27 protein-coding genes are annotated in these 25,331 nt (G+C 40.9%); 12 read left to right on the forward strand and 15 right to left on the reverse strand.

Annotation, left to right across the window (positions count from 1 at the left end; genetic code table 11):
* The first annotated feature begins 25 nt into the window (after positions 1–25).
* From B4G94_RS25035 to B4G94_RS25055, 5 genes are all read left to right on the forward strand, one after another.
* Complete coding sequence (locus tag B4G94_RS25035) at positions 26–2,365, forward strand: Gldg family protein (protein WP_286862836.1); 2,340 nt, start codon at positions 26–28, stop codon at positions 2,363–2,365.
* A 9-nt stretch (positions 2,366–2,374) separates the two neighbouring features.
* On the forward strand, positions 2,375–3,694 hold the full coding sequence (locus tag B4G94_RS25040) for a MutS-related protein (protein ID WP_286862837.1): 1,320 nt from the start codon (positions 2,375–2,377) through the stop codon (positions 3,692–3,694).
* A gap of 8 nt (positions 3,695–3,702) precedes the next feature.
* On the forward strand, positions 3,703–5,022 hold the full coding sequence (locus tag B4G94_RS25045; RefSeq protein WP_286862838.1) for a MutS-related protein: 1,320 nt from the start codon (positions 3,703–3,705) through the stop codon (positions 5,020–5,022).
* A 73-nt stretch (positions 5,023–5,095) separates the two neighbouring features.
* Positions 5,096–5,725 carry an RNA polymerase sigma-70 factor gene (locus B4G94_RS25050; protein WP_286862839.1) on the forward strand — a complete coding sequence of 210 codons (630 nt, stop codon included), beginning with the start codon at positions 5,096–5,098 and terminating at the stop codon, positions 5,723–5,725.
* 11 nt (positions 5,726–5,736) lie between these two features.
* Positions 5,737–6,867: a FecR family protein gene (locus B4G94_RS25055; RefSeq protein ID WP_286862840.1), complete on the forward strand. Its 1,131-nt coding sequence runs from the start codon at positions 5,737–5,739 to the stop codon at positions 6,865–6,867.
* A gap of 126 nt (positions 6,868–6,993) precedes the next feature.
* Here B4G94_RS25055 and B4G94_RS25060 read toward each other — a convergent pair whose 3' ends face one another.
* The 10 genes from B4G94_RS25060 to B4G94_RS25105 form a co-directional block, all read right to left on the reverse strand.
* A complete protein-coding gene (locus B4G94_RS25060) occupies positions 6,994–7,680 on the reverse strand; it encodes a hypothetical protein (protein ID WP_286862841.1) in 687 nt (228 codons plus the stop codon).
* Positions 7,681–8,076: 396 nt separating this feature from the next.
* The gene (locus B4G94_RS25065) at positions 8,077–8,517 is read right to left on the reverse strand and encodes a hypothetical protein (protein ID WP_286862842.1); all 441 of its coding nucleotides are present in this window, start codon (positions 8,515–8,517) and stop codon (positions 8,077–8,079) included.
* An 11-nt stretch (positions 8,518–8,528) separates the two neighbouring features.
* Positions 8,529–9,119 carry a CHAP domain-containing protein gene (locus B4G94_RS25070; protein ID WP_286862843.1) on the reverse strand — a complete coding sequence of 197 codons (591 nt, stop codon included), beginning with the start codon at positions 9,117–9,119 and terminating at the stop codon, positions 8,529–8,531.
* Positions 9,038–9,424 (reverse strand): hypothetical protein, encoded by a 387-nt coding sequence (locus B4G94_RS25075; protein ID WP_286862844.1) that lies wholly within the window; start codon positions 9,422–9,424, stop codon positions 9,038–9,040. Before B4G94_RS25075 ends, B4G94_RS25070 begins: the two co-directional genes overlap by 82 nt.
* Positions 9,425–9,505: 81 nt before the next feature.
* Positions 9,506–10,147, reverse strand: coding sequence for a DUF6266 family protein (locus B4G94_RS25080; protein WP_286862845.1), 642 nt, complete (start codon positions 10,145–10,147; stop codon positions 9,506–9,508).
* Positions 10,148–10,693: 546 nt separating this feature from the next.
* Positions 10,694–10,981 (reverse strand): helix-turn-helix domain-containing protein, encoded by a 288-nt coding sequence (locus B4G94_RS25085; RefSeq protein ID WP_286862846.1) that lies wholly within the window; start codon positions 10,979–10,981, stop codon positions 10,694–10,696.
* 46 nt (positions 10,982–11,027) lie between these two features.
* A complete protein-coding gene (locus B4G94_RS25090; protein WP_286862848.1) occupies positions 11,028–11,771 on the reverse strand; it encodes a LytR/AlgR family response regulator transcription factor in 744 nt (247 codons plus the stop codon).
* Complete coding sequence (locus B4G94_RS25095) at positions 11,768–12,448, reverse strand: hypothetical protein (protein ID WP_286862849.1); 681 nt, start codon at positions 12,446–12,448, stop codon at positions 11,768–11,770. The genes B4G94_RS25090 and B4G94_RS25095 overlap by 4 nt, the downstream gene beginning before the upstream one ends.
* A 398-nt stretch (positions 12,449–12,846) precedes the next feature.
* Positions 12,847–13,728 (reverse strand): hypothetical protein, encoded by an 882-nt coding sequence (locus B4G94_RS25100; protein ID WP_286862851.1) that lies wholly within the window; start codon positions 13,726–13,728, stop codon positions 12,847–12,849.
* Between the two features lie 82 nt (positions 13,729–13,810).
* Positions 13,811–13,951, reverse strand: coding sequence for a hypothetical protein (locus B4G94_RS25105; RefSeq protein ID WP_286862853.1), 141 nt, complete (start codon positions 13,949–13,951; stop codon positions 13,811–13,813).
* A 316-nt stretch (positions 13,952–14,267) separates the two neighbouring features.
* Between B4G94_RS25105 and B4G94_RS25110 the strand changes: the two genes are divergently transcribed.
* The 3 genes from B4G94_RS25110 to B4G94_RS25120 all read left to right on the forward strand — a co-directional run bounded on the left by B4G94_RS25110 (position 14,268) and on the right by B4G94_RS25120 (position 16,674).
* Entirely contained in the window at positions 14,268–15,260 is a 993-nt protein-coding gene (locus B4G94_RS25110; RefSeq protein ID WP_286862855.1) for an AraC family transcriptional regulator, read from the forward strand.
* Between the two features lie 30 nt (positions 15,261–15,290).
* Complete coding sequence (locus tag B4G94_RS25115; protein WP_286862856.1) at positions 15,291–16,166, forward strand: hypothetical protein; 876 nt, start codon at positions 15,291–15,293, stop codon at positions 16,164–16,166.
* Positions 16,167–16,266: 100 nt separating this feature from the next.
* A complete protein-coding gene (locus tag B4G94_RS25120) occupies positions 16,267–16,674 on the forward strand; it encodes a hypothetical protein (RefSeq protein WP_286862857.1) in 408 nt (135 codons plus the stop codon).
* 50 nt (positions 16,675–16,724) lie between these two features.
* Here the strand turns inward: B4G94_RS25120 and B4G94_RS25125 are convergent, their stop codons facing one another.
* Genes B4G94_RS25125 through B4G94_RS25140 form a run of 4 tightly spaced genes read right to left on the reverse strand, consistent with a single transcriptional unit; the run spans position 16,725 to position 22,291 of the window.
* Positions 16,725–18,089: a RagB/SusD family nutrient uptake outer membrane protein gene (locus B4G94_RS25125; protein ID WP_286862858.1), complete on the reverse strand. Its 1,365-nt coding sequence runs from the start codon at positions 18,087–18,089 to the stop codon at positions 16,725–16,727.
* A 14-nt stretch (positions 18,090–18,103) separates the two neighbouring features.
* Positions 18,104–21,301, reverse strand: coding sequence for a SusC/RagA family TonB-linked outer membrane protein (locus B4G94_RS25130; protein WP_286862859.1), 3,198 nt, complete (start codon positions 21,299–21,301; stop codon positions 18,104–18,106).
* Complete coding sequence (locus tag B4G94_RS25135) at positions 21,298–21,924, reverse strand: TlpA family protein disulfide reductase (RefSeq protein WP_286862860.1); 627 nt, start codon at positions 21,922–21,924, stop codon at positions 21,298–21,300. The genes B4G94_RS25130 and B4G94_RS25135 overlap by 4 nt, the downstream gene beginning before the upstream one ends.
* Before the next feature lie 4 nt (positions 21,925–21,928).
* Positions 21,929–22,291, reverse strand: coding sequence for a hypothetical protein (locus B4G94_RS25140; RefSeq protein ID WP_286862861.1), 363 nt, complete (start codon positions 22,289–22,291; stop codon positions 21,929–21,931).
* Between the two features lie 592 nt (positions 22,292–22,883).
* Here B4G94_RS25140 and B4G94_RS25145 point away from each other — a divergent pair.
* Together B4G94_RS25145 and B4G94_RS25150 are read left to right on the forward strand one after the other, a co-directional pair.
* Complete coding sequence (locus B4G94_RS25145) at positions 22,884–23,438, forward strand: hypothetical protein (RefSeq protein WP_286862862.1); 555 nt, start codon at positions 22,884–22,886, stop codon at positions 23,436–23,438.
* A 50-nt stretch (positions 23,439–23,488) separates the two neighbouring features.
* Positions 23,489–24,094 carry a hypothetical protein gene (locus B4G94_RS25150; protein WP_286862863.1) on the forward strand — a complete coding sequence of 202 codons (606 nt, stop codon included), beginning with the start codon at positions 23,489–23,491 and terminating at the stop codon, positions 24,092–24,094.
* A gap of 308 nt (positions 24,095–24,402) precedes the next feature.
* Here B4G94_RS25150 and B4G94_RS28170 read toward each other — a convergent pair whose 3' ends face one another.
* A complete protein-coding gene (locus tag B4G94_RS28170; RefSeq protein ID WP_376786667.1) occupies positions 24,403–24,555 on the reverse strand; it encodes an SAVED domain-containing protein in 153 nt (50 codons plus the stop codon).
* A 72-nt stretch (positions 24,556–24,627) separates the two neighbouring features.
* On the opposite strand from B4G94_RS28170, the gene tnpA reads away from it, so the two are divergent.
* The gene (tnpA, locus tag B4G94_RS25155) at positions 24,628–24,912 is read left to right on the forward strand and encodes an IS66 family insertion sequence element accessory protein TnpA (protein WP_286862864.1); all 285 of its coding nucleotides are present in this window, start codon (positions 24,628–24,630) and stop codon (positions 24,910–24,912) included.
* Positions 24,912–25,250 carry an IS66 family insertion sequence element accessory protein TnpB gene (gene tnpB, locus B4G94_RS25160; protein ID WP_286862865.1) on the forward strand — a complete coding sequence of 113 codons (339 nt, stop codon included), beginning with the start codon at positions 24,912–24,914 and terminating at the stop codon, positions 25,248–25,250. The genes tnpA and tnpB overlap by 1 nt, the downstream gene beginning before the upstream one ends.
* The last annotated feature ends 81 nt before the right edge of the window (positions 25,251–25,331 follow it).

Below are 25,331 nucleotides of genomic sequence, written 5' to 3' on the forward strand. Positions count from 1 at the left end.
CATATGGCCTTTAAAATATATCGCTATGAAACTTATATGCAAGATTGCGCAAAATGAAATCCGTAATCTTTTTTACTCGCCCGTCGCCTGGTTCTTAGGAATCGCTTTTTGGGTACTGTGTGCTTTTACCTTTACGGATAGCCTGGTTCGGATGGTCAATATTCAGGAAGTCAGCATTGAAAATAATCCTGCTTTCGAAGGTTTTCTGTGGGCATCCCTGACCAATATCATTTTAATTCAGGGGGCGCTCTTTTCGACCGTGATCAGCAATCTCTATTTCTTTCTGCCCCTGTTGACAATGGGACTCATTAGCCGAGAGTTAAATAACGGAACGATCAAGCTGCTTCACTCCTCCCCTGTCAAGCCCATACACATTGTACTCGGTAAATACCTGGCAATCGTATTTTATTGTGTTTGCCTGTTGGGGATCCTGAGCATTTTTTTGGTCATCAGCTTATTCACCATCATGAACGTCGATGGGGGCATTGTACTCGCTGCGCTACTGGCCTTATTTTTATTAATCTGTACTTACGCCGCTATAGGAATCTTTATGAGCTGCCTCAGTACGTATCAGATTGTGTCGGGGGTAGCGACATTCCTGCTTATCTTTGCCTTATCCGCCATTGGACAACTCTGGCAGGAGTATGACTTCGTTCGCGAACTGACCTATTTCCTATCAATAGGAGGCCGTACCGAACGTATGCTGCGGGGCCTCATTACCACCAGCGATGTCATTTACTTCCTATTGATCATCGCCATGTTTGTGTCATTTACCTATTTTAAGGTTAGAAGTGCAACGGAATCAAAACCCTGGGCAAAAGCCTCGTCGCAATATGCCCTTGTGGTTGTGATCGTTCTCGCATTTGGGTACATCTCATCCAGACCTGCTTGCATCGTTTATTGGGACGTGACAAGAAATGATGTGAATACAATTCATCCCAAAGTCCAGGATATCCTCCAGAAATTTGATAAAGAATCCCCCCTAAAAGTCACCTTATATGTCAACTTGCTGGACAATAGTATCGGAAGAGGCGGAACACCGGATCAAAGAAAAGGCTACGAAATGAACCTCTGGGAAGGCTATGTCCGATTTAAACCCGATATGCAATTTGACTATGTCTATTACTACGATGTGATGCCCGGTGACAGCAGCCTGTATAAACAGTATCCTAACAAATCGCTCAAACAGATTGCCGAAATCGTAGGGAAAATAATACGTGTCAATCCTGACCGGTTTATTTCACCGGAGGAGATCCGTAAACGCATCGATCTGACGCCTGAAAATAAGCGTGTTGTGATGCACCTGGAATACAAAGATAAGAAGACCTTCCTGCGAACCTATGATGATGGCATGTTTTGGCCAGATCAGATGAACACGGCTGCTGCTTTCAAGCGCTTGTTGCAAGACGACCTTCCTAAGGTACTTTTTACCAGCGGAAATCTCGAACGCAGTATCTATAAGACCGGAGAGCGGGAGTACAACTACCTTTCACGGGATATCAGCAACCGAAAGGCTTTGATCAATATGGGCTTTGACAGTGACACCATCGACCTGGATCGTCAGGATATCCCAAAAGGCATCACGGCGTTGGTCGTCGCAGACCCAAAAACAAGCCTCAGCACATTAAAACAGGAGAAAATACGTACATATATTAAAAATGGTGGGCATGCCATGTTGATCGGAGAGCCGGGCAAACAGGACTTATTGAACCCCTTGCTTAATGATCTGGGTGTGCAGTTTAGTCCGGGAACACTTGTCGAAGTAACGAAGAATGAAACCCCCGATATGATACGCCCAATGATTACAAAAGAAGGCTTTAGCCTGAGCGATCAATATCAGATCGAGCGGGACCGCTTGCGGATCGGCAAGCCTGTAGCCCAAGGCTCCATTGCGATGCCGGGCATGGTGGCGGTGTCCCTGACAGGGAAAACAGACTTTAAGCCACTACAAATTTTGACAACAGACCCTAAGCGCAAAGCATACAATACAATAGATAAACTGATTGTTGACTCGGTCCCGCCTGTGTTCACGCCGTTCCGTGGTGATACACAAAAGGAAAGTTACATAGCCATGCTAGGTCTATCACGCAAAAAAGGTGATACCGAGCAGCGTATCCTCGTCGCCGGAGATGGAGATTTTCTATCCAAATTAAGGCAAGGTGGGGGCATGTTTTCATTGGCCATGTTCAGCTGGCTGGACAATAACCGCCTACCGGTATATGTAGTTCCCCCCGAACCAATAGATATATTCTTCACGATATCAAATGCAACAGCGACGACTATCCGTGTTGTGACGTTATATATTATGCCAGCACTGTTATTGCTCACGGGTATTGTGATATTAATTAGACGTAAACGTAAATAAACGGAGATTATGCTACTAGAAACAGATGTACAGACCCTAGAAGACCTACGGATCTTTGGAAAAAGGGACCAGTCAGGAATTTTCGAAATCTACAATAAAACACGTACGCGCGGAGGTGAAAATCTCCTGCGCGACCTGTTTCGCCAGCCATCAGCAGATCAGAAAACGATAGCCGATCGCGTGGCCATTTTCACCTATTTCTCCCAACAGCAGATCGCCTTTCCTTTTGATCCGGCGATGTTTGATTTGACGGAAAAATATATTCGAAATCGCTCGGTATCCACAAGAGCCAGTAGCCAGGGCTTGGGCGAGCGCGACATCCAGAATGGTGTGTCGGCCATTATCCAGTTCTTGAACGGGCTGCGAAACTTTATGGAGACCGAAGCAATGGTCAAAGCAACAGTTTACGCTACGCAACGGAGTGCTATCTGTGCGATTCTGAATGAGGCTGTATTTGGCCCTGTATTTAGAGAGCATGTCGGTGGCAAAGTAGCTTTCTCAGCGATAGCCGCTTATGATCTGCTTTTTCGAACTAAGATATATGCACAGATTGAATCTTTGTTGAATCAGGTTTATTTACTGGATGTGTATCTTGCGATTGCAGGCATCGCCAGGGAGCGCAATTTTACGCTCCCCTCCATACATGCGAAGGGAACCCGAATACTGAAAATTGAGGGGCTCTATCATCCTGAGCTGAAGCAGCCCGTAGCCAACGATGTGACGATGACGGGTACGATGAGCCTGACCCTATTGACAGGTGCGAATATGGCTGGCAAGAGTACTTTTCTAAGGTCCATTGGAACGGCAGTATATCTCGCACATATGGGTTTTCCAATTGCTGCAAAAGCCATTGATATTTCGGTCATGGACGGATTATATACCACGATCAACTTACCGGACAACTTAGGTATCGGTGCAAGTCATTTCTACGCAGAGGTACTGCGGGTCAAGAAAATAGCAGCTGAACTGGGCAAAGGCAGATCGCTATTCGTCATTTTTGACGAGCTGTTCCGCGGCACCAATGTCAAAGACGCACATGAAGCGACAGTAGAAGTTGCCAGGGCATTTGCCCGAAAAGATACAAGCCGATTTATTATTTCGTCACATATTGTGGAGGCAGCCGAGCAATTGAGCCAAGTGAACGGAGTCAATTTTTGGTACCTGCCCACACGGATGGAAGGGACTAAGCCCGTCTATACCTATACCCTGGAGCCGGGCGTCACCAACGATCGGCATGGGATGCTCATTATTCAAAATGAAGGTATACTCGATATCCTAAAAAACGGAAAAAAGAAATTGGGAACGCCCAAATTGGAAAAAACGATATAACGAGAACGATGAATAAATTTAAAATAGATAAACAAACCCTCGACGAACTTAATCTGTTGGGAAAATTTAGATCGGGTACCATCTACAATTTATTTAATCAGGTACAGACCAGGGGGGGGGAGCAACTGCTGGATGAGATGTTTCACAACCCACTGACCGATAGGCAGGCGATCAATGACCGGAGTGCTGTATTCCAGTTTTTTCAGCAGCAGGATGTTGTATTTGACTTAGACCGCCAATCGATGGCAACCATACAGGAGTATCTGGACACCAGTTCTTTTGGAAGCAAAACATTGGTCTATGGGGCAGCTGTATTACACAAACTATTGGCCGGCCTGACCCGTGACGATCGCTATAAGAAGAATGTGCAGGGACTCCAGGCTGTCATTCAGCTGCTGAATACCATAAAAGCAATAATGCACGAGCTCAAAGGAGCGCCCGGTCCGTTTAAAAAAAGATTCCAAGAGGTCGAGGCGCTATTGGCCAACCCCTATCTGGCCAAATTGGCTCAGATGGACATTTATCAGGCCTTACCCCTGGGAGTATTGGCTTTTTACGAGCACCTGCTCAAAGGCAAGTTATTGACTAGTTTGGAGTCGCTGCTGCTATTTGTGTATGAAGTGGATGTCTACCAGTCTGTCGCAAAAACTGCGGAAACCCATCATTTCACCTATGCCAAAGCACTGCCGGAAACGGAAAATAGCCTACGCTGCGAAAATCTGAAACACCCCTGTATTCCCGGCGCCATAGGAAATGATCTGTTCTTGCATGAGTCGAGCAATGTCCAGTTTCTTACCGGAGCGAATATGGCCGGAAAATCCACCTGGATGAAATCATTGGGAATAGGACTCTACCTGGCACACATGGGATTTCCAGTGGCTGCGGACAGCCTGGAATTTTCAGTGCGCGAGGGCCTGTATTCGTCGATCAATGTGGCCGACAATATTGGACTTGGTTACAGCCATTTTTACGCCGAAGTAATCCGTGTTAAAGAGGCGGCCTTAGCCGCTGCAAGCGGAGCCCGGCTCCTACTGATCTTTGATGAACTATTTAAGGGGACAAATGTGAAGGATGCTTATGATGGTACGCTGGCCGTGACAAGCGAGTTTGCCGAGTATGAAGCTTGCCTGTTTGTGGTGTCCACCCATATCATCGAAGTGGGTGAAGAACTCCAGTCTGTAGAAAATATACAATTTCGTTATATGCCAACGGTGCTGGAAAATAATATCCCACGTTATACTTATCGTCTGGAGGAAGGTATTACAGCGGATCGGCAGGGTATGATGATCATCCGGAATGAGCGCATTTTGGAGATGATGGAAACTTAAAATGGGTTAGGTAGGTCAGTAGAGCGGATACAAAAAAGATATAATTGATCATTCTGATTTTAATTTAATTTCTATGAATACTTCGTATATTGGTATGGTTAAACCTATGGAAATTATGTATAATTCTTTAGAAGAGAAGGAGAATCAGCATGCTTCCGAAGTCCCTATAATGCTTTCGGAGCAGCTATTGAATAAGTTTTTTGATGAACATTATTCTTTTCTTTGCCAAGTTGCCATGCATGTTATTGACGACGTCGAGGCGGCCAAGGATATTGTGCAGAATTTCTTTTTATATTGTTGGGAAAAAAAATCCCGTTTGAAAATTCAGGGAAGTTTAAAATCCTATGCCTATCGTTCGGTGCGCAACTCATCATTAAATTATTTGAAACGCTTGGCAAAGGTAAACTACGATAGTGAATATATCTTTACTGAAGCAGTAAAGATACCCTTGGATTCGGAAAAAGAACGGCATGCCCTTGAAGATAAACGCGAAAAGATGCTATGGGATACCATAGCACAAATGCCCGATAAACGGAAAGAGATCTTTTTATTAAGCCAAAGGGAGGGCTTGACTTACGTTCAGATCGCTAAGAACCTGGATATTTCAGTGAATACGGTGAAAACACATATTAAACTGGCCTATGTTTTTCTTCGATCAGAATGTAAGTGGTTGGTGGTTGTTATTGGTTGGTTGTTAATCTAAATAGAGAAGATATGAAAGATGATCACATTGATTGGGACAAGCTATTGGCACAGCTTGACGCCAAAGAGCATCAAAATATGGATGAGTTATCCAAGGAGGAAGTGGACATGCTCCTATTCACCGAAGAGGTCCGCTTTAAATTGAGGAAAGAACAAGCTAATGAGCAATTTCCTGTACGTGAGGGAAAACTTGAATTTTCCCGGCGAAAAAAACGGCACAGCCTTTTGCAATTTTTGCCCTATGCTGCGGTGCTGCTGATTTGCCTGGGAGCAGGTATATGGATGCTAACCCGCAATACGGCACCTGTCGATACCGCAAAGGAATCAGTATGGGCGGGCAATCCCTCCAAAAAAATCACTTTGCAAAGAGCTGATGGCGAAAAAATAGCGATTGATACACAACATCAGCAGCTGGATGAAAATGGGAACACTGTCCTGATCAACAACGGCGAAATAAGCTACCTAGGGCAAAAATCTGATCAAAGATCGACAGCTAAGCTCGCATTAAACCGACTAGATGTACCCTACGGTCTTCAGACGAAAGTAGAACTGGCCGATGGGACAAAAGTCTGGGTAAATTCGGGGACTTCATTCAGCTATCCGATTGCTTTCTCTGCGGATAAAAGGGAGGTATATGTGCAGGGTGAAGCCTATTTTGACGTGGCGCATGATCCCAATAAACCTTTTGTGGTCCATTGCGGTAAGGTAGGCGTTAAAGTCCTGGGAACAGCTTTTGGCGTGAATACATTTGGTAATACCGTAGTGACCGCTTTGGTGCGGGGGAAAGTGGAGCTACAGGTCAATGGTCAATCGCAACAGTTAACGCCCGGTAATGTTGGAAAATATAACAATGACTCCAACAAGCTCTATTTATCCGATGACCCTGTCCGTGATTGGGTAGCCTGGAAGGATCATGTGCTCTATTTTGATGACATGACGCTGGGAGAGATTGTTGAGAGGTTGACCAGACAGTATGACTATCGCTTTGTATTTGATGATCCGGCGCTGAAGGAACTTCGATTTACCATCGATATCGAGCAGACTACAGCCATACAGACGGTATTGAAATACCTACAGGCGAGTGTACAAAACGTTGATTTTAAAGTGGTCGGGCGAGAGGTGCATGTGATGGAGGTAAAATAAGCAAAACAAGGCTGTCTCGGTACGCTGAGGCAGCCTTGCTTGAGTTTGATTATTGGTCGCCCCCATTTCCAAAGGATGGAGCTGTGTTTTCCGAACGCAGCTATTTCCGTTGTTAAGAATATATTTCTATTTTTTCGCTTCGGTATTGGCAAAAGTTACTGGAATTTCTTTTCCTACTTGTGTAGAAAACCAAAATCCGCTCAAGCTTCCATATGTATTTTTAATTCGGAAAAAGTTTTTGCGATCTTCTTCAATCAATAGCACATATCCGTTTTCCAATGTTACGATTTCGGCAAAAGATTGCTCCTCGTTGTTTTGATATTGATAAGTGGTTTGATCGTATGAAGGATCTTCTTTCCAACCATTTACTTTCCAATTCAGCATCATCTTTCTACCATTAATGGTAGTTGAAAAAGTCGTTTGTTCTAGTAATGGTAATTCAACTAAAGCTGCTGCGCTATCAGCCGCTGCTGCTGCCGCTTCTACGGCAACAGTTGCCGCTTCAGCAGCAATAGGATCGCCCGGTTCTTCTGCGGTAACAAAATCTTCAAAATTACCATCAAAGGCTATCAGATCTTTAAACAAACCGCCATACCATTGCTCTTTGAATTGAATTAAATCAACATAGCGCAAGACATAATTCTCCTCTTTGTTCTTGTTGCTTTTGACCCAGATAAAACCGCTGTATTCTATAATACCTTCAAAATTTTTGGCTTTATTGTTATCAGATTTAATTTCTTGGATGTACAAATCTTGCCAGTTGATTTCCCCATTTTTAACGTCACAAAAATCTTCCAGTATTTTCCCCATCATTTTATAATATCTGCTTTCGTTGTACACCTCGATTAGGGCGGAACTACGGGCATCAAAATCACCACTGCTGATCCTGATTTCGGAAAATGTTTTTTGATCGGGCCACAATGTTTTGAAAGCCTTAGCATCACTGTTTTTTATCGCTTCAAATGCTTTGCGCAAATGTTTCTCGGGTGCAGCATTTTGCGCCATCGCTATTGTGTTTACTAGAATAACTAGTACGAGTAAAAGGTGTTTTTTCATAAAAGAAAGAAATAATGAATTTTTTAAATATAAAAATATTCATCCCTGAAATGGGAAGCCATTTAACATTCGCAGTGTTTCTTTTAAGATTCGTGCTTTTATTCAGGGACAAGCGACACCAGACTCTGCCCCATCCTGCATTGCCTTCTAAACCTACAAACGAAATCTGCTCCGCCTCCAGAGCAGAAACAGGATCAAGACAAAGCCAACAGTCCACAATGACTTCGCAGATAGCACCGTATTACGGCTCTTTTCATGCCTGGTCTCCTTTTGCTTTCCCTGTTCATTTTTGCGGGTAAAGTCTTGCATATGTCTGCTCGTACTGCCTGTTGACTCCTGCCCTAGTAGACTCCCTGACTGTGCGAACAGTCCACTATCCGGATGGAAGCGGAAAGCACTGTCCGTCCAAAAATACCATGAGCGGGAAAGCGTATCCTGCTGGAAGGTATATAGGCGTTGCCGCCACTCGAGGCTATGCCAGTCCATCTTTATCTCTTCCCATTTATCGCGCTTTTTATTTTCGTAGATCTTGCAAGAAGTCAGTGAGATCAACCCAATGAGTATAATTAAAATAGCAGTTCCTTTTATTTCCATACCCCCTCCTCTCAATCCAGCCAGTTTGAAAAAGCATAAACCGTAGCTAGTGGCCGCCGTTTGGACAATACCCCATTCGCTACATTCCCCTCCACGGTCAGGATATACCTGTCCCCCAGTTTCCGGACAATACCCACATGATTGATGCGGCGAAGCCCTTGACTATAGATACCGAATAGGTCTGCTGGCCGGATATTCTCCTGCTGTGACAGACCGGCAGCGTAGCGGCGACCGTTGGGAAAGAGTGCCGGACTCCAGGCATTGCGCGGAGCTGAGAGCCCAACCTTTCCGTAACACCAGGAGACAAAAGCCGCGCACCAGGCGTAACCTTTGCCTAGACCCGTATAAGCTAAATACTCCTCTACCCGCTGGCCATCGTTATTGCCTGTCGCTTCGCGGACACCGATCTCCTGTACCGCAATATTTACAATACGTTCACGAATATGTGCTATTCGCTTTTGATGAACGGGCCCGGATCCAACAGCCATGGCCCCGGGCCCATTTCCAACTGTCTCCCGCCCTACAGCACGATGGCCAAAACCGCCAGAAAAGAGAACAGCGACAAAAAGAATACTGAAAAATAAAGAATGCATTGTTGCCATGATGTCAATTGATTAAAATGATGACCAAATTCCTGACGGAAAAATTTAAACGGCTGCCAAAGGATCTCCTGCAGCCAATAGCAGCAGTAGATCACAAGCAATCCCGCCAATATGCCGAATAGCAGTACGGACAATATGCCGATATCCAATACCCCCGCAGTGGGATCTATGGCTTGGAGCAAAAGGCCCGCTGAAATAAAAAACAGGCATAGACAGGCCAGCACAATGCCGAGAAGCTGCCTGCTTGTTAGCGGCCAATAGATATCCTCGATATCAAAGACCAGTTGTTTTTGTAATGATTTCATTTTTAATACTTTTAGATATTAATAAAAACTTTCTTTAAAAAGGAGGCACTCCCAATGGAGCACCTCCTACATGCAGATGGTCTATGTTAAGACAAACTCACCCAAATATTGACTACTGGAGGTGATCACACCATCCCGATGAATATTGAACGTCCAACCAACTATTGTCTTACCTGTATAGCTGTCAGGCAAGGTTATCTCCATAGTTGCATCCAGCCTTGTTGCACCTTCGTAAGCAAAAAAGAGATTATCTACCTGATCGTATAGGATCACGAGCACTTGGTCATCATCAAAAGCATTGAAGCGATTGCCGATCGGATCCCAGGTTAAAGACAGTACTTTAGGAAAAGCCTCAACAGCCTGTAACCCTACTAAAGAAGCTAATCCTCCGCTCGCGATCTTTACCGCAGCATAATCAATGGTAAAGTTGGGATAAGAGCCCACAAAGGCATTGTTTATAAACTGCTTAAACGCCACATTATAACCTGTCTTGTTCCGTTGTTTGCTATCTGAAAAGCCCAGCATCAACACATCTTTGATGGATTTGAGAAAACTTGTTGTCATCCCAAACTTCATCCGTTGCGCAATCTGATCTTCCGATGCAGCTTTTGAACTCTTCTTTGGGAGCGAACGGACATAGTCTATACCTCGCCAGGAGCTCCCTACGATGCTTCCCACTTTACCCTGGTATGATCCGTGTATTCCTTTTATGAATCTTGCCATAATATTAATTTTTTAAAATTTTATCCTATGTGGCGCTGCAGGCTGCCACGATACCGATATCATGATGCTAAGGTAGTTCGCAAAGGAAAGGAAAGACGAGAAATGGCGTCATCTGGCGTCATTTGACTTACAATGCCGTTTTCAGCGACAATAAAATTAAATTATTCCAAAAATCGTATGCAGGTCTGCCGCTTATTTGAGGAATATACAAGGCATTTAAATGGGGAATCCTTTGCCATTAATCGGCCGACGCCAGGCTCTTTTTTTGCTCGGCAGGCAAGGAAATAGCCTAGAAAAGGCAAACAAATAGCAGAGAAATACCAAACCATCCCCAAGCCAATCCCCTAGCAAGACCAAAGGATAAGCAATAAATAAACAAAGAAACAACAGACAATCGACAAAGAAATGGCAGAGAATAAGCAAAGAAATAGCAGAGAAATAGCAGAGAATAAGCAACCGAACACCAAAGAATAGGCAACATACGAACGTTATCTAAACAGAAAAAGGCTAGCCCTTTTCGAACCAGCCTCAGTCAAAAGGACCCGATCAAATTATCCCCCTCTCAATACTTCTCTTGATGGCATCCTGCAGATGCTCCTCATGGTAGTAATGTTTGTTGCCTAGATAAATGGGTTTAAGAATTCCGGACTTGACCCATCGGTTGTAGGTCCGTTCGGAAATCCCCAGCTTTGACACCACAGCCATGCGGGTCATCAGTTTATCAACTTGCCATCCTGTGCTCCTACCTTCTGTCGGAAGGATGTGGTGTGCTGTGCCGGACAGCTTCTCGTTGATTTCTCGTAGCAATTGTACGATTTCATCCAATTGTGACATAAATTATTCCATTGGTCGATACCATGAAATGGGGGCAGCCTACCCTTTACTTGTTATTTTGCTTATAAACTTCATACTGATGTCTAAAATTTTCTTTAAAAGATCTCGTCATTGTGATACGAATCCCATTTCTAGGTTTGACAAGATAAATCTCATCGGGCCGTACAAGATCGACCTTTGCTAAATTGACTAAGGTATTATTTCGAGGCCTTGAAAATTTGGTCGCCGGAAGTTCCATTTGCAATGCTCTGAGATTTCCCTTAAATTGATAGTCTATATCTTCTAAGAATATATTAATAATATCATTATCTACATAGGCATAATAAATCTGATCCACTTCAATGTCAATGATGTTGTTTTGCAAATCTTTGAACACGATATTGTTAACATCCCTATTTTGCATCTCCAGTTTTTTATCCACTTTATCAACCACATCCAACATTTTTGCCTTTAATGCATTGAAACTAATCTTTTTGCTGAAGTAGGTATAGATACCCGCCTCATTCGCCTTGAAAATATAATCTGCATGCGCCGTACAGGCAACCATAATAGGTGGATTGGGAATTAACCTAGCCAATTTAACCCCGTCCAGATCGGCCTCCCCTAGATCCATGTCCAGCATTATAATATCCACTTCATTTTCTTTTATATATTCGAGCGCTTCGATTGGTTTTTGAACGATCTTGATTTCATCATTGATAAAGGGTAATTCTTTTAATGACATTAGAATATAAATCAACGAATCTGGATTGTCGTCAACAATTAATAATCTATAGTTAAGCTTGTTCATTTTACTTCATTAAAATTTAGTTTCATATTCACAGAAAAAGTGTCTCCATCTAAACTCGTTTCTACCGAAGTATGGAAGTCAACCTGAGCAAGTTTGGCATGCAATAAAGCAAAGCCCGTCTCTGATTTAACCCTATGATCTTTTGGAGACCAAAAATTTTTGCATGCTATTTGCACACTTGAGTTATGACTATAAATTTCAAATGTAATCGGACTATCCGTTGATATTGATGCATGTTTTAGACAATTTTCCAACGGAAAAAATAGTATTCCCGATGGTATATGGGGATAATTAATATCTTCTAGTGCTTTTTTGTAGTGCATTGCTCTTTCGCCATAATATACTTTTAACAACCTAACAAAACAATTAAGTTCGTCCATCTCTTCTAAGAAAGATTTCAGTCCGCCATTTTTTTCGATTTCAAAAAGATATCCCAAAAATTGAATAATGTCCATTTTAGTACTTTTATCTTTAGGTTCTTCATCGATAAGCATTTTACCGAAATTGGTGAGAAAGATAGTCGTCAAAAAGTGTGATGTATACCTAAGATCCGTAGCCCGTTGCCGAAACTTCGTTAAATCTTCATTAATTCGGTCTCTTTCCTTTTTTAAAATTGAAACCCGATAACGCCAAACAACAAGTAAAGCCAAAAGATTAGCCACCAAATAGCCGCTCATAATTCGAAAATGGAATTTGGGTAAATTTAGGGGCTGTTTCGTCCGGGAGAAACGTATGCCAAAATTTGGGAGAATATCATAAACGGCGATTTTCACAAAAGAGTATACTGTCAATGAAATAAAAATATAGATTAATGCACTGAAGATCTTCAATATTATGTTTTCACTCCAAAATTGGAATATCAAAATTGCGATGAGGCAGCTATACAGACAGTATAACAAAGCTGCAGTTGCGATCTGATGTAGTGGAATCTCTTCGTCATTGAAAAGTATATTTGCCACCCATACGGCAGAAAACATAAAAGCAAAAATAAAAATATGATTATAAAATAAAGCACGTACACTTTTCATGGCATTTAGGTATAAGTCTTTCAACCAAATTACTTTAAAATATATTTTTATTCAAGTAAGTAACAAAAATGTTTCCTGTTAAAAACACCACGTTTATTCCCCAGCATTAGATCTATATTTCCATCCGAATCAAGTCCGATATGACCTGGTTTGCTGAGCGGTACCTCATAGCAGTTTAATTCGTGCAGATAACTCCAGCATTCCCAGTGCCAGGAATGTGTCCTTATTTGATCACCCAAAAACTGATATAAAAATTGCATACATCGTTTTATATAATCGTCTTTGCTTTCATTTTCTTTTTTCAATAATGGTGTTCCAGTAAATAAATCGCAATGATTTTCATATTGGTAATGTGAAACAGGTATTACCGGAGCTTGCAACAGATAACTGAGCAGTGCGATGCCTTTGCGTGCGTAGATCGTGCTTTCCAAAAAATTGATCTGTACTTTTCTATCGAGCGAATCACGCGCTCCACTATTGCCATCCGCAAATAGTACTAAATGCCGCCCTTCCCTTATTGTAGATCTCGCCTTTAACAGCACTTTTGGATCGTCGCTCATTAAAAAACGGTAATATCGACCAGTTTTACGAAGCCTATCCTGCATAACTTGCATTTCATGACCGTTCTTTTGAAATACTTTTGTATCCATTAGCAAATCAAAATGAATTCCCTGATCAGCCAACACCAAAGGGATTTGCCCATGCATCCCCAAATGGTAAAGACATATAATTTTAGGATCTCCGTCGTACAACTGATCGAGTGCCGACACATCCCATTCAATCGAATATTTAAGGGGTTTAGGCTGATGGTAAGCTATCCATTTATTGTAAATTATTACGTGATCTTCCCATTTCAAATGGGGTAGATAGCGGTGAATATGCGCGGAAAAAATAGCATATTCCCAGGTTAAGTGTTGTTTTGTAAACATGAATTAGGTCAATTGATTTATATTTAAAGAGGGAAAGTGCTATTGTGCCCTTCCCCCCTTATTGGGTATTTGGCTGCAACAATTAGAACGTTAAGATGGGACAGCTTTCTCCGCTATCCATTTCATCAGCGATAAAGGGCAGCAGTTCGTTCCATTGCAGAATTAACTGTCCACCATTTACCTGATCCTTGTTGGTAAACACCCGTTCTTTCAAGATTTCCATTTCATAACATCTTTGCTTTACAATCGGCTCTCCAAAGGGCTGTACCCTCCCTATGTCGAACACATTATTACTCCATAATGGATCCAATGGCAGCAAAGATGTTAGCAGCGGGAAATGATTTCAAAAAAAAATGTACATACACTGAAAATTGACAGTTACGATACAAGTACAACACAGACATGTCATTTGCAATCCAAAAATGTCAGTTACATTTCAAATTGGTCAATCACAGCCAAAAATCAGTCATGTACAATTTTATTTGGCTTTCAACATTAGATCTTCATAAAATCATCTTTTAACTAATTATAAAATAAAGATGAAAAGACCTTATAATTTGACATTTAGTGAGGATTTTAGCCTTATTAATCATCCTCGAAAAAAAGTAAGTTTCTCCATTCGCAATGCCAAGGAAATGCATTGGCAATCCGCACGTAACCAGATCAGCGAACAGACCTTTGATGGCCGCTATGCATATCTCTATTACTACGAGTATTGGATCAGCGAGCCAATGAATTTAACAGTAGAGATTATTATGCACGATCTGCATTTAATCTATCCCTTATTGAATGAAGTGCTTATTTCCGGAAAAAGAATGGATCAGGAATTCACCTTTGAACTTTCCCCAGCAGAAGGTGCTTATTTTTATCTCGCCCCGGGTCAATATCAGCTACACTTACCCGTCGGTCGTCATATCCTGGTTGGTTTTGTTGTCGATGCGGGGATGTTCAGACCGCCTGCCATACAGCATTTCCCTTTCCTCAAAAATCTGATTCAGGCAAAAAAAGAAGGTTCACTGACCACAGTCAAAAGTGTGGGTTTTCGTGTTGGCTCCATTACCATTAAATACCTTTGCATCCTGTTCAGTATCCTAAATCCGAACACCCTTAACAATGAGCATATCCTGCTCAAACATTTGATTTTCCTGATCGATCTTAGCCGTTTCAAACTTTTGGACGCACCATATTCCACACAACCAATTGCAAAACAGACCAGACAACTGCTGGAGATTATGATCTTACAAAACGGTGCTCAAGCACTCATCAAAGAAATAGCTCAGATATTTCTCAAAGCTCCAGCACAGTTGAGCCGCGAATATCAAGAGTTTCATGGTCTCAGTATTCAGGACGACCGCAACAAGCTTCTGCTTGAACATATCCAACAGCTCATTGTCGAGCATGACAAAGTAGGGATTACAGCCCATGAAGTCGGATTTAGTGGTCCAAGTGAAATGAACCGCTTTATCAAAAAAATGACCGGGCTGACCTCATCCCAGTTTAAACAACAAGCCGAACAAAAATTCAAACGCTAAAACCAAAACAAACCTTGATAAACTCAACACATGAAATTTGAAAACAACAAAAAACTAGATTTAAAAACCACCTATGCCATCCTGCAAGACACATATGATGCAGTCCCGCAACTGATGCGGCTGCTTGCACCAGCGGGCTGGCAGGAAAGTTTCTTTCATCAAGAACTCATGAACTATCGAAAGATATTGTACGAGGAATACCTCAGCACCGATGAAAATCGACTAAGCGGATCAGAACTAACTATTTATTTTAAAAGCGATGACACCTCCACTGAGAAAAAAATGAGTCTTGAGCAATATTTATATATGTGCTTCCCGCCACTCGGCAACGATTATTTAGAGCTCTTCTACATTGTTTCCTCTATACTTGCCGAAATCACTTATGTCAGTAATCTCTATCAGAATCATGAAATTGGTACGTACTATTTTGACGAAATAGCAATTGAGGATTTCGTGATCCAACTGACATATGAGAAGAAGCAAATCGATAAAGACCGGGCAGAGGCGATGGTATTTGCATTTCCAGTCCCCTATCTGGATGATATGGAAGTGCATTATTGTCTGGAAGTCTTATTTTCCATCTTGATGAAACATGGTTTTAAGCTCGACTACCGGCACAATGATCTGTTAAACATTGTTGATCTGCAGCATATGTATCAGGAAATATTATACAGCAATCTAGCCTATCAGGATAAAGAGCGACAGCGCGAAATAATTAAAGAAGATATCAGCGAAGTTCTTCGATTATACGACAGATCAGTTATTGATCCGCTCGATCTACCTGCTATCATTGCTATGTTTAATCGTCGGGAAGTGTGCCCCTTAGTCCTCGCCTACCTTCATGTTTATCATGAATTTCCAAAGGGCTACCCCTATTTATTGACCGACTATCAAGGTTATCTATAGATCGCCCTTGTCAAACTTGGCCTACTGATAGATCAAGTTTGGCCTAACACGGGGGGTACCTTAGGTTGTAATTTAGCATTGTAATCAAAACACTTTAGTTATGATGAAACATATTTTTTCAGTGAAGGCATCACTCTTCACTTTAATCTTGGCACTAGTCGCATTCAGTACGATTGCAGTAGCTGCAGTGATGACCAAAAAGAAGCCTATCGAAGTAACCAAAAACGAACGGCTTTTACAGAACTGGTATTTTACGGGTAATCAAAGTGATGATCCGACAGACCCGGACAACTATTCTCCAGAACCTTTGGAGGGAAAACAATGTTCGGAAACCTATCAGGTAATCTGTCAGATCCAAGCACCGGATGACGGTAATGGAAAACCGGACATGTCAGCTACGGCGGGAAGCGGTACAGTAGAAAGCGAGATCAATACAATCCACGCTTCCCTACCTTCCACTACGCCAATTTCAGGTAACAGTACCGTATTGGCTTTTAGAGCCAACTAATTTCATTCCTTTACACGACAACGGGTTCGCAATTGCGAACCCGTTGTTATTTATCTGGGGTTTTGGATATATTTATTGTCCAACATGGCTTTTTGAGGAACCAAAAATGTATACCTTAAATCATTTGGTGGCAATATAAATTCATAGCGCTCTTTGCCGTCATTTATCACGCGAGAAAGTGAGACATTCCATGTCCCTTCCTTATTCAACCTTCGAAGGTCGAGCCAGCGCTGTCCACGACAGACCAGCTCCTTTCTACGCTCGACGAGGACTTTTTCAAGTAATTCCTTTTCAGAATCCGCCATTAAAGGCTCAAATTTTAGCTTATCAAAGCGGTTGCTCAACAACTTATTCAAATAGAATAGACCTTCGGTAATTCGATTTTTCCGAGCAAGACATTCGGCTTTGATCAAGTAAAGCTCATCCATCATAAGCCCCCCATAATAACCCGAGCGCACACCATTCTGAAACCCCTTAAACTTATAACCTAGCTTATCTTTTTCAAAGAAAATTTCTTTTCTTAGATCTCCATCTCCGTACATTTTATACAGTTCTTCATTGACATACACATTGGCATCCAAAATAAAAAACGAAGATGATCCACTAGCGCCAGTATAAATAATCTCCCTGTTATTATTTATGTTAAACGGCAAACTAGCCATCGGATCCAAACCTGTATAATTCAACAAGCTAGATTGCGTTTTAAAAACCTGATCCACCATTAATTCCGCTTGTTCATAATTACCGATAACGAGGTATATCCTAGCTAATGCAGCATAAGCCGCATTCCGAGAAGGCCTAGTTACAAACTCCTGCGTTTCAGGCAACAGGGCAGTTGCTTTCGTCAGATCTTCAATAATCTGGTCGTATGTCTGTTTTAGGCTCGCTCTTTTTTCGTGAATCACCGCACTGGAATTTTTCAAGATGACCATCCCCAGACCATCTCCAATATCTGAAAAAGTAAAAGGCTGGCAATAGGTCTGAGCCAAATAAAATAAGGCCCAGCCTCTTAAAAAAAGTGCTTCTCCTTCAATACTTCTCCGCTCCACCTGGTTTCCCGTAGTGATCCGCTCCAACCCCTCCAATATTACATTTGCATTGGAAATCACTTTATACGGCATACTCCACCAGCCACCCTGAATACCCTGATCATTCCAGGTATAACAATCCTGCCCTTCTTGATAAAATGACCAATAACCATCGTCAGTGATCAAGAAGTCATCTGCTGCGATCTCGAGCTGTGCAGGATAAAAATTATTGATTTCAATATCATAATCCAGTATCGCTCTTAGATCTTTTATGGTACTTGGCACGTTGATCGAACTATTGGATTTTGCATCTAAAAATTTCTCACAACTGATACACGTCATTGCTAATATGATAGATAACAACACTACTTTTATTACATTTTTCATAAACATAGTTGAATTTAAAATTTGATGTTCATACCGAGTGCATATCGCCTAGCAGGCGGTAACTCATAATAATCCGGGTCTAGTCCAAACCTGTTCGCTCTCCAGAGCAATCCCAGGTTATTTGCTTTTAAATAGATATTAACGGTGACCTTATGCCGCCCTATTTTTGGGCTCAACTGATAATTCAATCCTATATCCTGTAGTCGTATCAAATCACCCTTTTGAATATTAGGTTCTGCGCTACCATAAAAACGATCGCGATTGTTTACTGCAGGATAGACCATAGAGGGAATTGTTGTATGCTCTTCATCTCCCTGTTTCTGCCAGCGCTGTTGATAATCACTGTGGCCATTCCACGAGCCAAAAAGACTGTTGTAATTGATGGTCTTTTTTTGAAAATAGTGGCCTAATTTATAGCTGAACAGCATTGTCAGTGTAAAATTTTTCCAACTGAATTCCTGTATAAATGAGCCATAATAGGGTGGCAATGCAGTTCCATAGTAATGTAAGTTTTGTACAGAATCGAGCAGCATCTTATTATAATCTTTTGATACCTCTCCCCTATACCGACCACGGGGATCACCGTTGGCTGGATCCAAACCCTCAAAATAATAAGCAAACACAGGATATATCTGCTTCCCCAGTACTGGATTGATTGCTCTACCCGTATTTTCAGCGTAACTACTCCCCATTACCACGGTACCATAAAACTTATCAACTTCCGTCCGACTTTTTGAAAAGTTTAGTGTACTACGCATCCGCCACGGCCCCAGTCGATAGTTAGAAGAAAGCCTAATATCTATCCCCTTTCCAATCAGTGTGGCCACGTTACGGATTGCGGAGTTGTAACCCGATGTAATATCCAATGGATCTACCGATAAGAGATCCGTAGATTTTTTAGTATAATATTCTACTGTTCCTGTGAGTACACCACCTTTGGCACCAAAATCAATTCCCATATTAATTGTCCGTACATCCTCCCATTTTAGATCTGGGTTTGATGGTGTTGTAATAATTGCCTTGGGTACGGTTGTTAGCGAATTTATTGGATTGCCATATGATATCAATGGCAAGGGATTGGCGGCACCTCCAGAATTTCCACTATGCCCATATGTCGCCCTAAGCTTCAACAGATCCAGCCAGGAAACATTTGCCATAAAAGGTTCCCTATTGATATGCCAGCTTATTCCCCCCGACCATAAGGGATTCCACTTATCATTTGTATTGACTCCAAACAGATTTGAAGCATCTTTCCGGGTCGACAAGCTAATGCCATATCTTTCCCTATATTGATATCCTATATTCCCATAGATGGATACATATCGGCTATATTGTCTACCAAAAGTACTCATGCTAGGTATCCTCGCATTTGAGCTCAAACCATCGTAGATCGGATACAAATTCACATAGTCCGCTACTTGCTCTAACATTGTTTCTTCGTCATATCCATACACACGAAATGATCTAGCGTCTGTCCGTCTACTTGATATCTCCGTTCCGACCAGCACATTGACATCATGAACACTATTCAACTGTTTCTGATAACTCGCTTGTGCTCTCAGATTGTAAGCTTTAGTAGATTCTGTAGTAGCGTTTTTGATACCTCCAAGCGGTACGATATATTTTACAACATCGTCAGTCACCTGTGAAAAGCGATTGATCAGATTGCGTGCGAAGAAGGAACTTTGACGATAGAGAAGCTCATGGTCATAGTTCTCATTTTCCATATTATAGGTCATATTTAGAGCCATGCCCTCTACAGGACGGTAATGTAGACTTAATTGTGCCTGTATATGGTTCCTAGCATTTTCAGTGACCGAAGTCCCAACCTCATCAGCAGGATAATACAACCAACTCTGTAATGGTGTTCCTTCCAATCCCTTCACATATTCGAGGTTATAAGTATTAGGGATGGCCAAGGCGCTCCCCTGTCCGTCTTGGAACTGTGCATACGGATACAACCTATTCTTGCCTCCGCCAATGAAATAATTATAATCCATCAGGTCTGGATAAGACTGTCCCGTTCTCAAATCGTAGGCTAATATTCCTTCGATCGATAATTTTGTTGTCAGATCTAGCTTACTTATCGTACGGATATTGAACCGATTAGTTTCAGTTCCCCTTTTATCTCCAATATTGCGATCAAAACCTACGGAAAGACGATTTGAGAAGTTATCGGAAGTATTGGACAATGCCAAATAATACTGCTGCACCTTTGGTTTATTGTAAAACAAATCGAGCATTTCTTGGCGATAGTCGATCTTTCCCAGACGTTTTATCTCTTGGTCAACAAAATCCGGACTTAAACTATTTTCCCGTTGTTTGAAAAGCAGCTCTACTACAGGGGAGTATATTGTATTCTTTTTTACTCGGGCCGTTCCCGTGTATGTATTATCATAGTACCCTTTTTCAAATAGAAACTGTTCGACATCAATAAAATCAGCGGAACTGAGTTGGGGGAAATAAGACAAGTTTGGTTTTTCCGAAATGTCCAGTGTACTTGAATACTCAACAGCAATGCGCTGCGCTCGAGATGCGCGTTTACTTGTGATCACAATCACACCATTGCCTGCTCTAGCTCCCCATATAGAAGCAGCAGCAGCATCTTTCAGTATAGTAACTGATTCGATATCATTGGGATTGATATTCGCTAGATCACCTTGATAGGGAAAATTGTCCAATATGATCAAAGGTCCTGCCAAGGTAGGTGTAAGCGTATTTATTCCCCTGATATTCATCAAAATATCACCTTCTCGCCGTTTATCAAACTGTAGACTTGGAGAAAGACCTTCAAGCCGCTCTAAAACATTTCCACCGGTACGTAAGTTGAACGATTTATTATCTATCAGCTCAAAACTACCTGTTGCCCGTTCTTTTGGCAATTGCTGATAGCCAGTATTCACCTGCACCTCTTCCAGTGTATTTTCACGTGGATATAGTGTGACCTTCGTAAAGCCCCTGGCATTGGTCAGCAATACGACCCGTTCAGCGTAACCAAGGTGACGGAATGTCAACTTGATTGAGTCGACATTACTCTTCCATTCAAATTGACCGTCACTTGCAGTTTTTATGGTTCGATTGTGGGTGGTGCTGGATATTGTTGTTTGTGCAATTGGATTTCCCAAACTGTCGACCACTTTGCCCCTTAGGGTGACTTGTGCTTTTATTGTCACAACAAACAATAGAAAGCTCAATAAAATTGGTATTCTCATCGTTTTTGATCAATAAAAGGTGCTTGATAATTGCGGTCGAGAAGATTTCTGAATGTTATCAGCTGCAAGATGCCATATGTATTGATCCAAAAATAAGTTGGGTAGCCGTTTGAAGGAAGCATTTTCGATAGATACTCATCTTCAATAATGGAAGTAAAATTATTAATACCCAACTGTTTAAACCAATCCGCTTTAGTCATATGGGTTATCTTTTCTAAGTTGTCTCTGGTATTTTTACTATTGACCATGATTACGACCAAATTATCAGCATATTTCTCCTTGAAATAGTTGATTTCTTTCTGATGAAGAAGACATTTGGTACAGCCTGTAAACCAAAAATCAAGTACTAACATTTTTCCTTTGTAATGGTCGAAGGATCTTCTGATGGTATCACCGTTACTATAGAAAAGATGCTTTTTTGACCAGAAATCTTCGGGAACCTTTTGTCCTAAGAAAACAGGATCAATTTTTAATGCCCCATCGGCCCCGCTGTCCTTGCGGGGCGTCTGAGCTGATAAACTAAACATAGAAACTAGAAGGTATAAGATGACGAGTACCGCGATCTTTAATATCTGAATATGTAGCAATACACTGTTATTGGATTGTAGTTTTAATCTTTTCATAATTCTAGGAATTGGTATTGGATGTGGATACACGATTAAAGAAAGCGGAAATCGATTTCGATGTCTCTATCTCCTCATTGTTTATCTCTAGTGAAATTGATACCTTACCTAGATCCATTTGATGCGTGTGGATCATAAAATAAGCTATTAATGTGCGCAGAAGTTCGACTGAAAATTCAGACAATTTTGGATTATCCTTTTCCTTATCATCAATTTTAGGCTGCAATGCAACAATATAGTCTTGAATTGCGATTAAGGGATACTGTTCCCAAAAATCCTGAACATTCTTAACAGGATCATATCCTGATTGATGCGTCTCGAAAATCACCATATCAAGGAGGACTAGGTGGGCGTAATTAGATCTCATTTTTTAGATTTTTAATCTCAAGCTTAGGGCATAGCTTTTCCAGTCCGACTGAATCAGCTACTTTTTCAGGCCATAAGCCACGTGTAATAAAATTGATTAATTGGGGGAGCTAGAATTCTTTTGAATGAGTATCACTAGGTAAATAATTGGGCGTCTCGAATTCCATAGCTGATGTGACCAGATCATTGCTGGCTGAATCATACCGAACTACTCGGGCGATTTAAAAATGTTTTTTGTGGTTTGTTTTTTTGTCATAATTCTATTGTTTATTTCTATGAGGAGAAACTAGCAGAAACAATAGAATTAATTAGATCACCCTATTGCTTGTTCTGCCGAGAAGGCGTAGGACAGCCACCGTCTTTCGACGGCCGAGCACAGAACAAGCAGGGTGACCAAGTCTTATGACTATACAAAGATAACATAAGACAAAGGTCTTTCCTACTCCTTGCACTCGAACGTCCTACTTTTCTCCGCAAGATTTTTAAAGTATTCACATCACTAAACAATTCAAATATACATATTATATGTATATAAATACAAATAATATGTGAAAATATTGCATCAAACTACTTTTAAATATTGATGTAATATTATGGAAAAGAAGAAACGAATTTTAAATGCATTTGGGGAATATTTAGAGAAAAGATCTATAAACAAAGCGCAGGTATGTAAAAGAACTGGGATACATCCAACTAGAATGACTTGGCTATGTTATGCACCTGTTTTATATATACGTTGCAATGAGTTACAATTGATTTCATTGGCTATAAACGTGGAGGTTTGCCAAATGCAGAAAGAGTTATTTGGAGCTTTAAAGCTTAAAGAAGAATTCACTTATTCCGAGCAACTAATCAACAATTTTTCAAGAATACTGAACGATCAAGGCCTAATAGCTAAATATGAGATTACACAAAAGGACATTGAACGGATAGCCATTATTCTTCCTTTTTGTGTAGAGGCAAAAAATGAAACTGAAATATTAGAATTAGTAGGTCTCAAACGAAGAAGTTCCAAATTAGTTGCATCGATCAAAGCATGCGTTGAAGCCGGCTTATTGAGTTTACATATGAAAAATTTAGTGGGAAACATTGTTTCTGAATATATATTAACTGATTTCGGAAAAGAGACTATTGAAATTGGCTTATAATTGAATTTAATAATACATATGCTATTCTTTGATTTTAATCAATAAAAGTGATGGAACATAAAAATGGGCATTTACCTTCGGATTTAAGACAAATCCTTTTAAGTAGACTTAAAGGATATTCACAACTCATATGTGAATCAATGATCCATATTGATGCCTGCTTAAAAATTGAACATAATAGATTTCCCAAATTAAATACAGAAGAAAATTCTGTATTACATGTAATTCATTATAAACTTGCTATAATTGAAGCTTCTAAGCTACTTAATTATAAAATCTCTGATGGCAAATACAGCAAGAACGAAAATGATAAATATTCAGTTTTTGCAATATTATCATTTATAGATGGTCTAAAGCCACAGTATAAAAGTAAATATCTTTCGAATACGCTAGAGAGTTTAAAGAGCGAATTGAGTTCTTGGAAAGAATTCCATAGTAATGTCTTGGATCTCAGAAATGAATGGTTTGCGCATTTTGGAACTGAAAACCGTCGAAATTCAATAAATTATGTCAATACTGGACATTTAAACAATCTAATTGTGTTACTTAATGAATTTCAGTCCATATTAAACTCTGAATATAATTTGGGTCTCTCAAATTTGTTAGAACTTGATCTAGAAATTATTGCTAAAATATATGAGAAGGGTTTTTCATAAAATCGAACTATATATCCACTAGGAATGCTATCATTAATAATTAGTTTGTAGCAGCAGCATTTAATTTAATTCAAATACGGTTACATACGTCAAATAATAAAATTGGTACTCATATGCACAAAAACTAATCAGAACTAGACAGCCTCTCCTGTTAAAATTAGGTTAAATAATGAAATTTATTTACTTATTAAGGAGTATTTAAAGATTAAGTAGGTAACCATATAAATAAAAATGCTGAGTCCGATCCTCTGAATTCAGCATTTTTAAAAATCGTACTGCTTGTGTTAATTGCACAACCATTTTCTCTTTTATTCATGTTTCAAACCTAATGCCTCTATAAAACCTCCTAAGTTTGAATTTTGATCATAAATTTTTACAGTCATATCAGCTTTTGGCATCCATACCCTTCCAAATTCAACAGCTAGAGCAACGGGCATCGCGGGAAATAAATGGAGAACCACATCTTGTCCATGCGTATCCGTCCTACCAAGTACATATTGACTTAGGTTGCCTCAGTTTTTAGCTTTGTTGCTATGAACAACCTTCAAGAAAAACGTGAGCGTATGCTGTCTATGATAGCAGACTGGAAGCAGAGCGGAAAAAGTAAGAAAGCTTACTGCGCGGAAAATGGGATCAACGAAGCGACCTTTTATTATTTGTTTTCGCACAGTAAAGAAAATGAAACATCCCGCGGTAGCTTTATAACAATCAATAAGACGCGGGGAAAGGGCGATGTTGAGATTATTTATCCCAACGGTGTGCGGATAAAGGCTGAAAATGATCTTGCCCTTGTATCACAGCTGATCCGTCTGTACTGATGTTTGCACTGGGTTCATCGCACCGCTTTTATCTTTATGATGGTTTTTGCGACATGAGAAAATCATTCGACGGACTCTGCGGACTGATCAGTTCAGGGATGCAACGTCAGGCTACCAGTGGTGAGGTTTTCGTTTTTCTGAACCGTAGCCGTACACATATGAAGCTACTGCACTGGGAAAAAGGAGGCTTTGTACTTTATTATAAGCGCCTGGAGAGCGGTACCTTCATGCCGCCGAACGTAAAAAACGGTGAATTGTCCTGGAGTGACCTGGTACTGATGGTTGAAGGTATACAGGTAGTGAAAAGTGTTCAAAAAAAACGCTATTCACTGGTTTAAAAGTGCTTTTTTTATTGCTTAAGCGCATCTTTTTGTGTATTTTTAGGGTATGCAAACAGAGCTGTAAAACCTCTCGAAAGA

The organism is Sphingobacterium sp. UBA7625, from assembly GCF_002484085.1.
Taxonomy (GTDB): Bacteria; Bacteroidota; Bacteroidia; order Sphingobacteriales; family Sphingobacteriaceae; genus Sphingobacterium; species Sphingobacterium athyrii.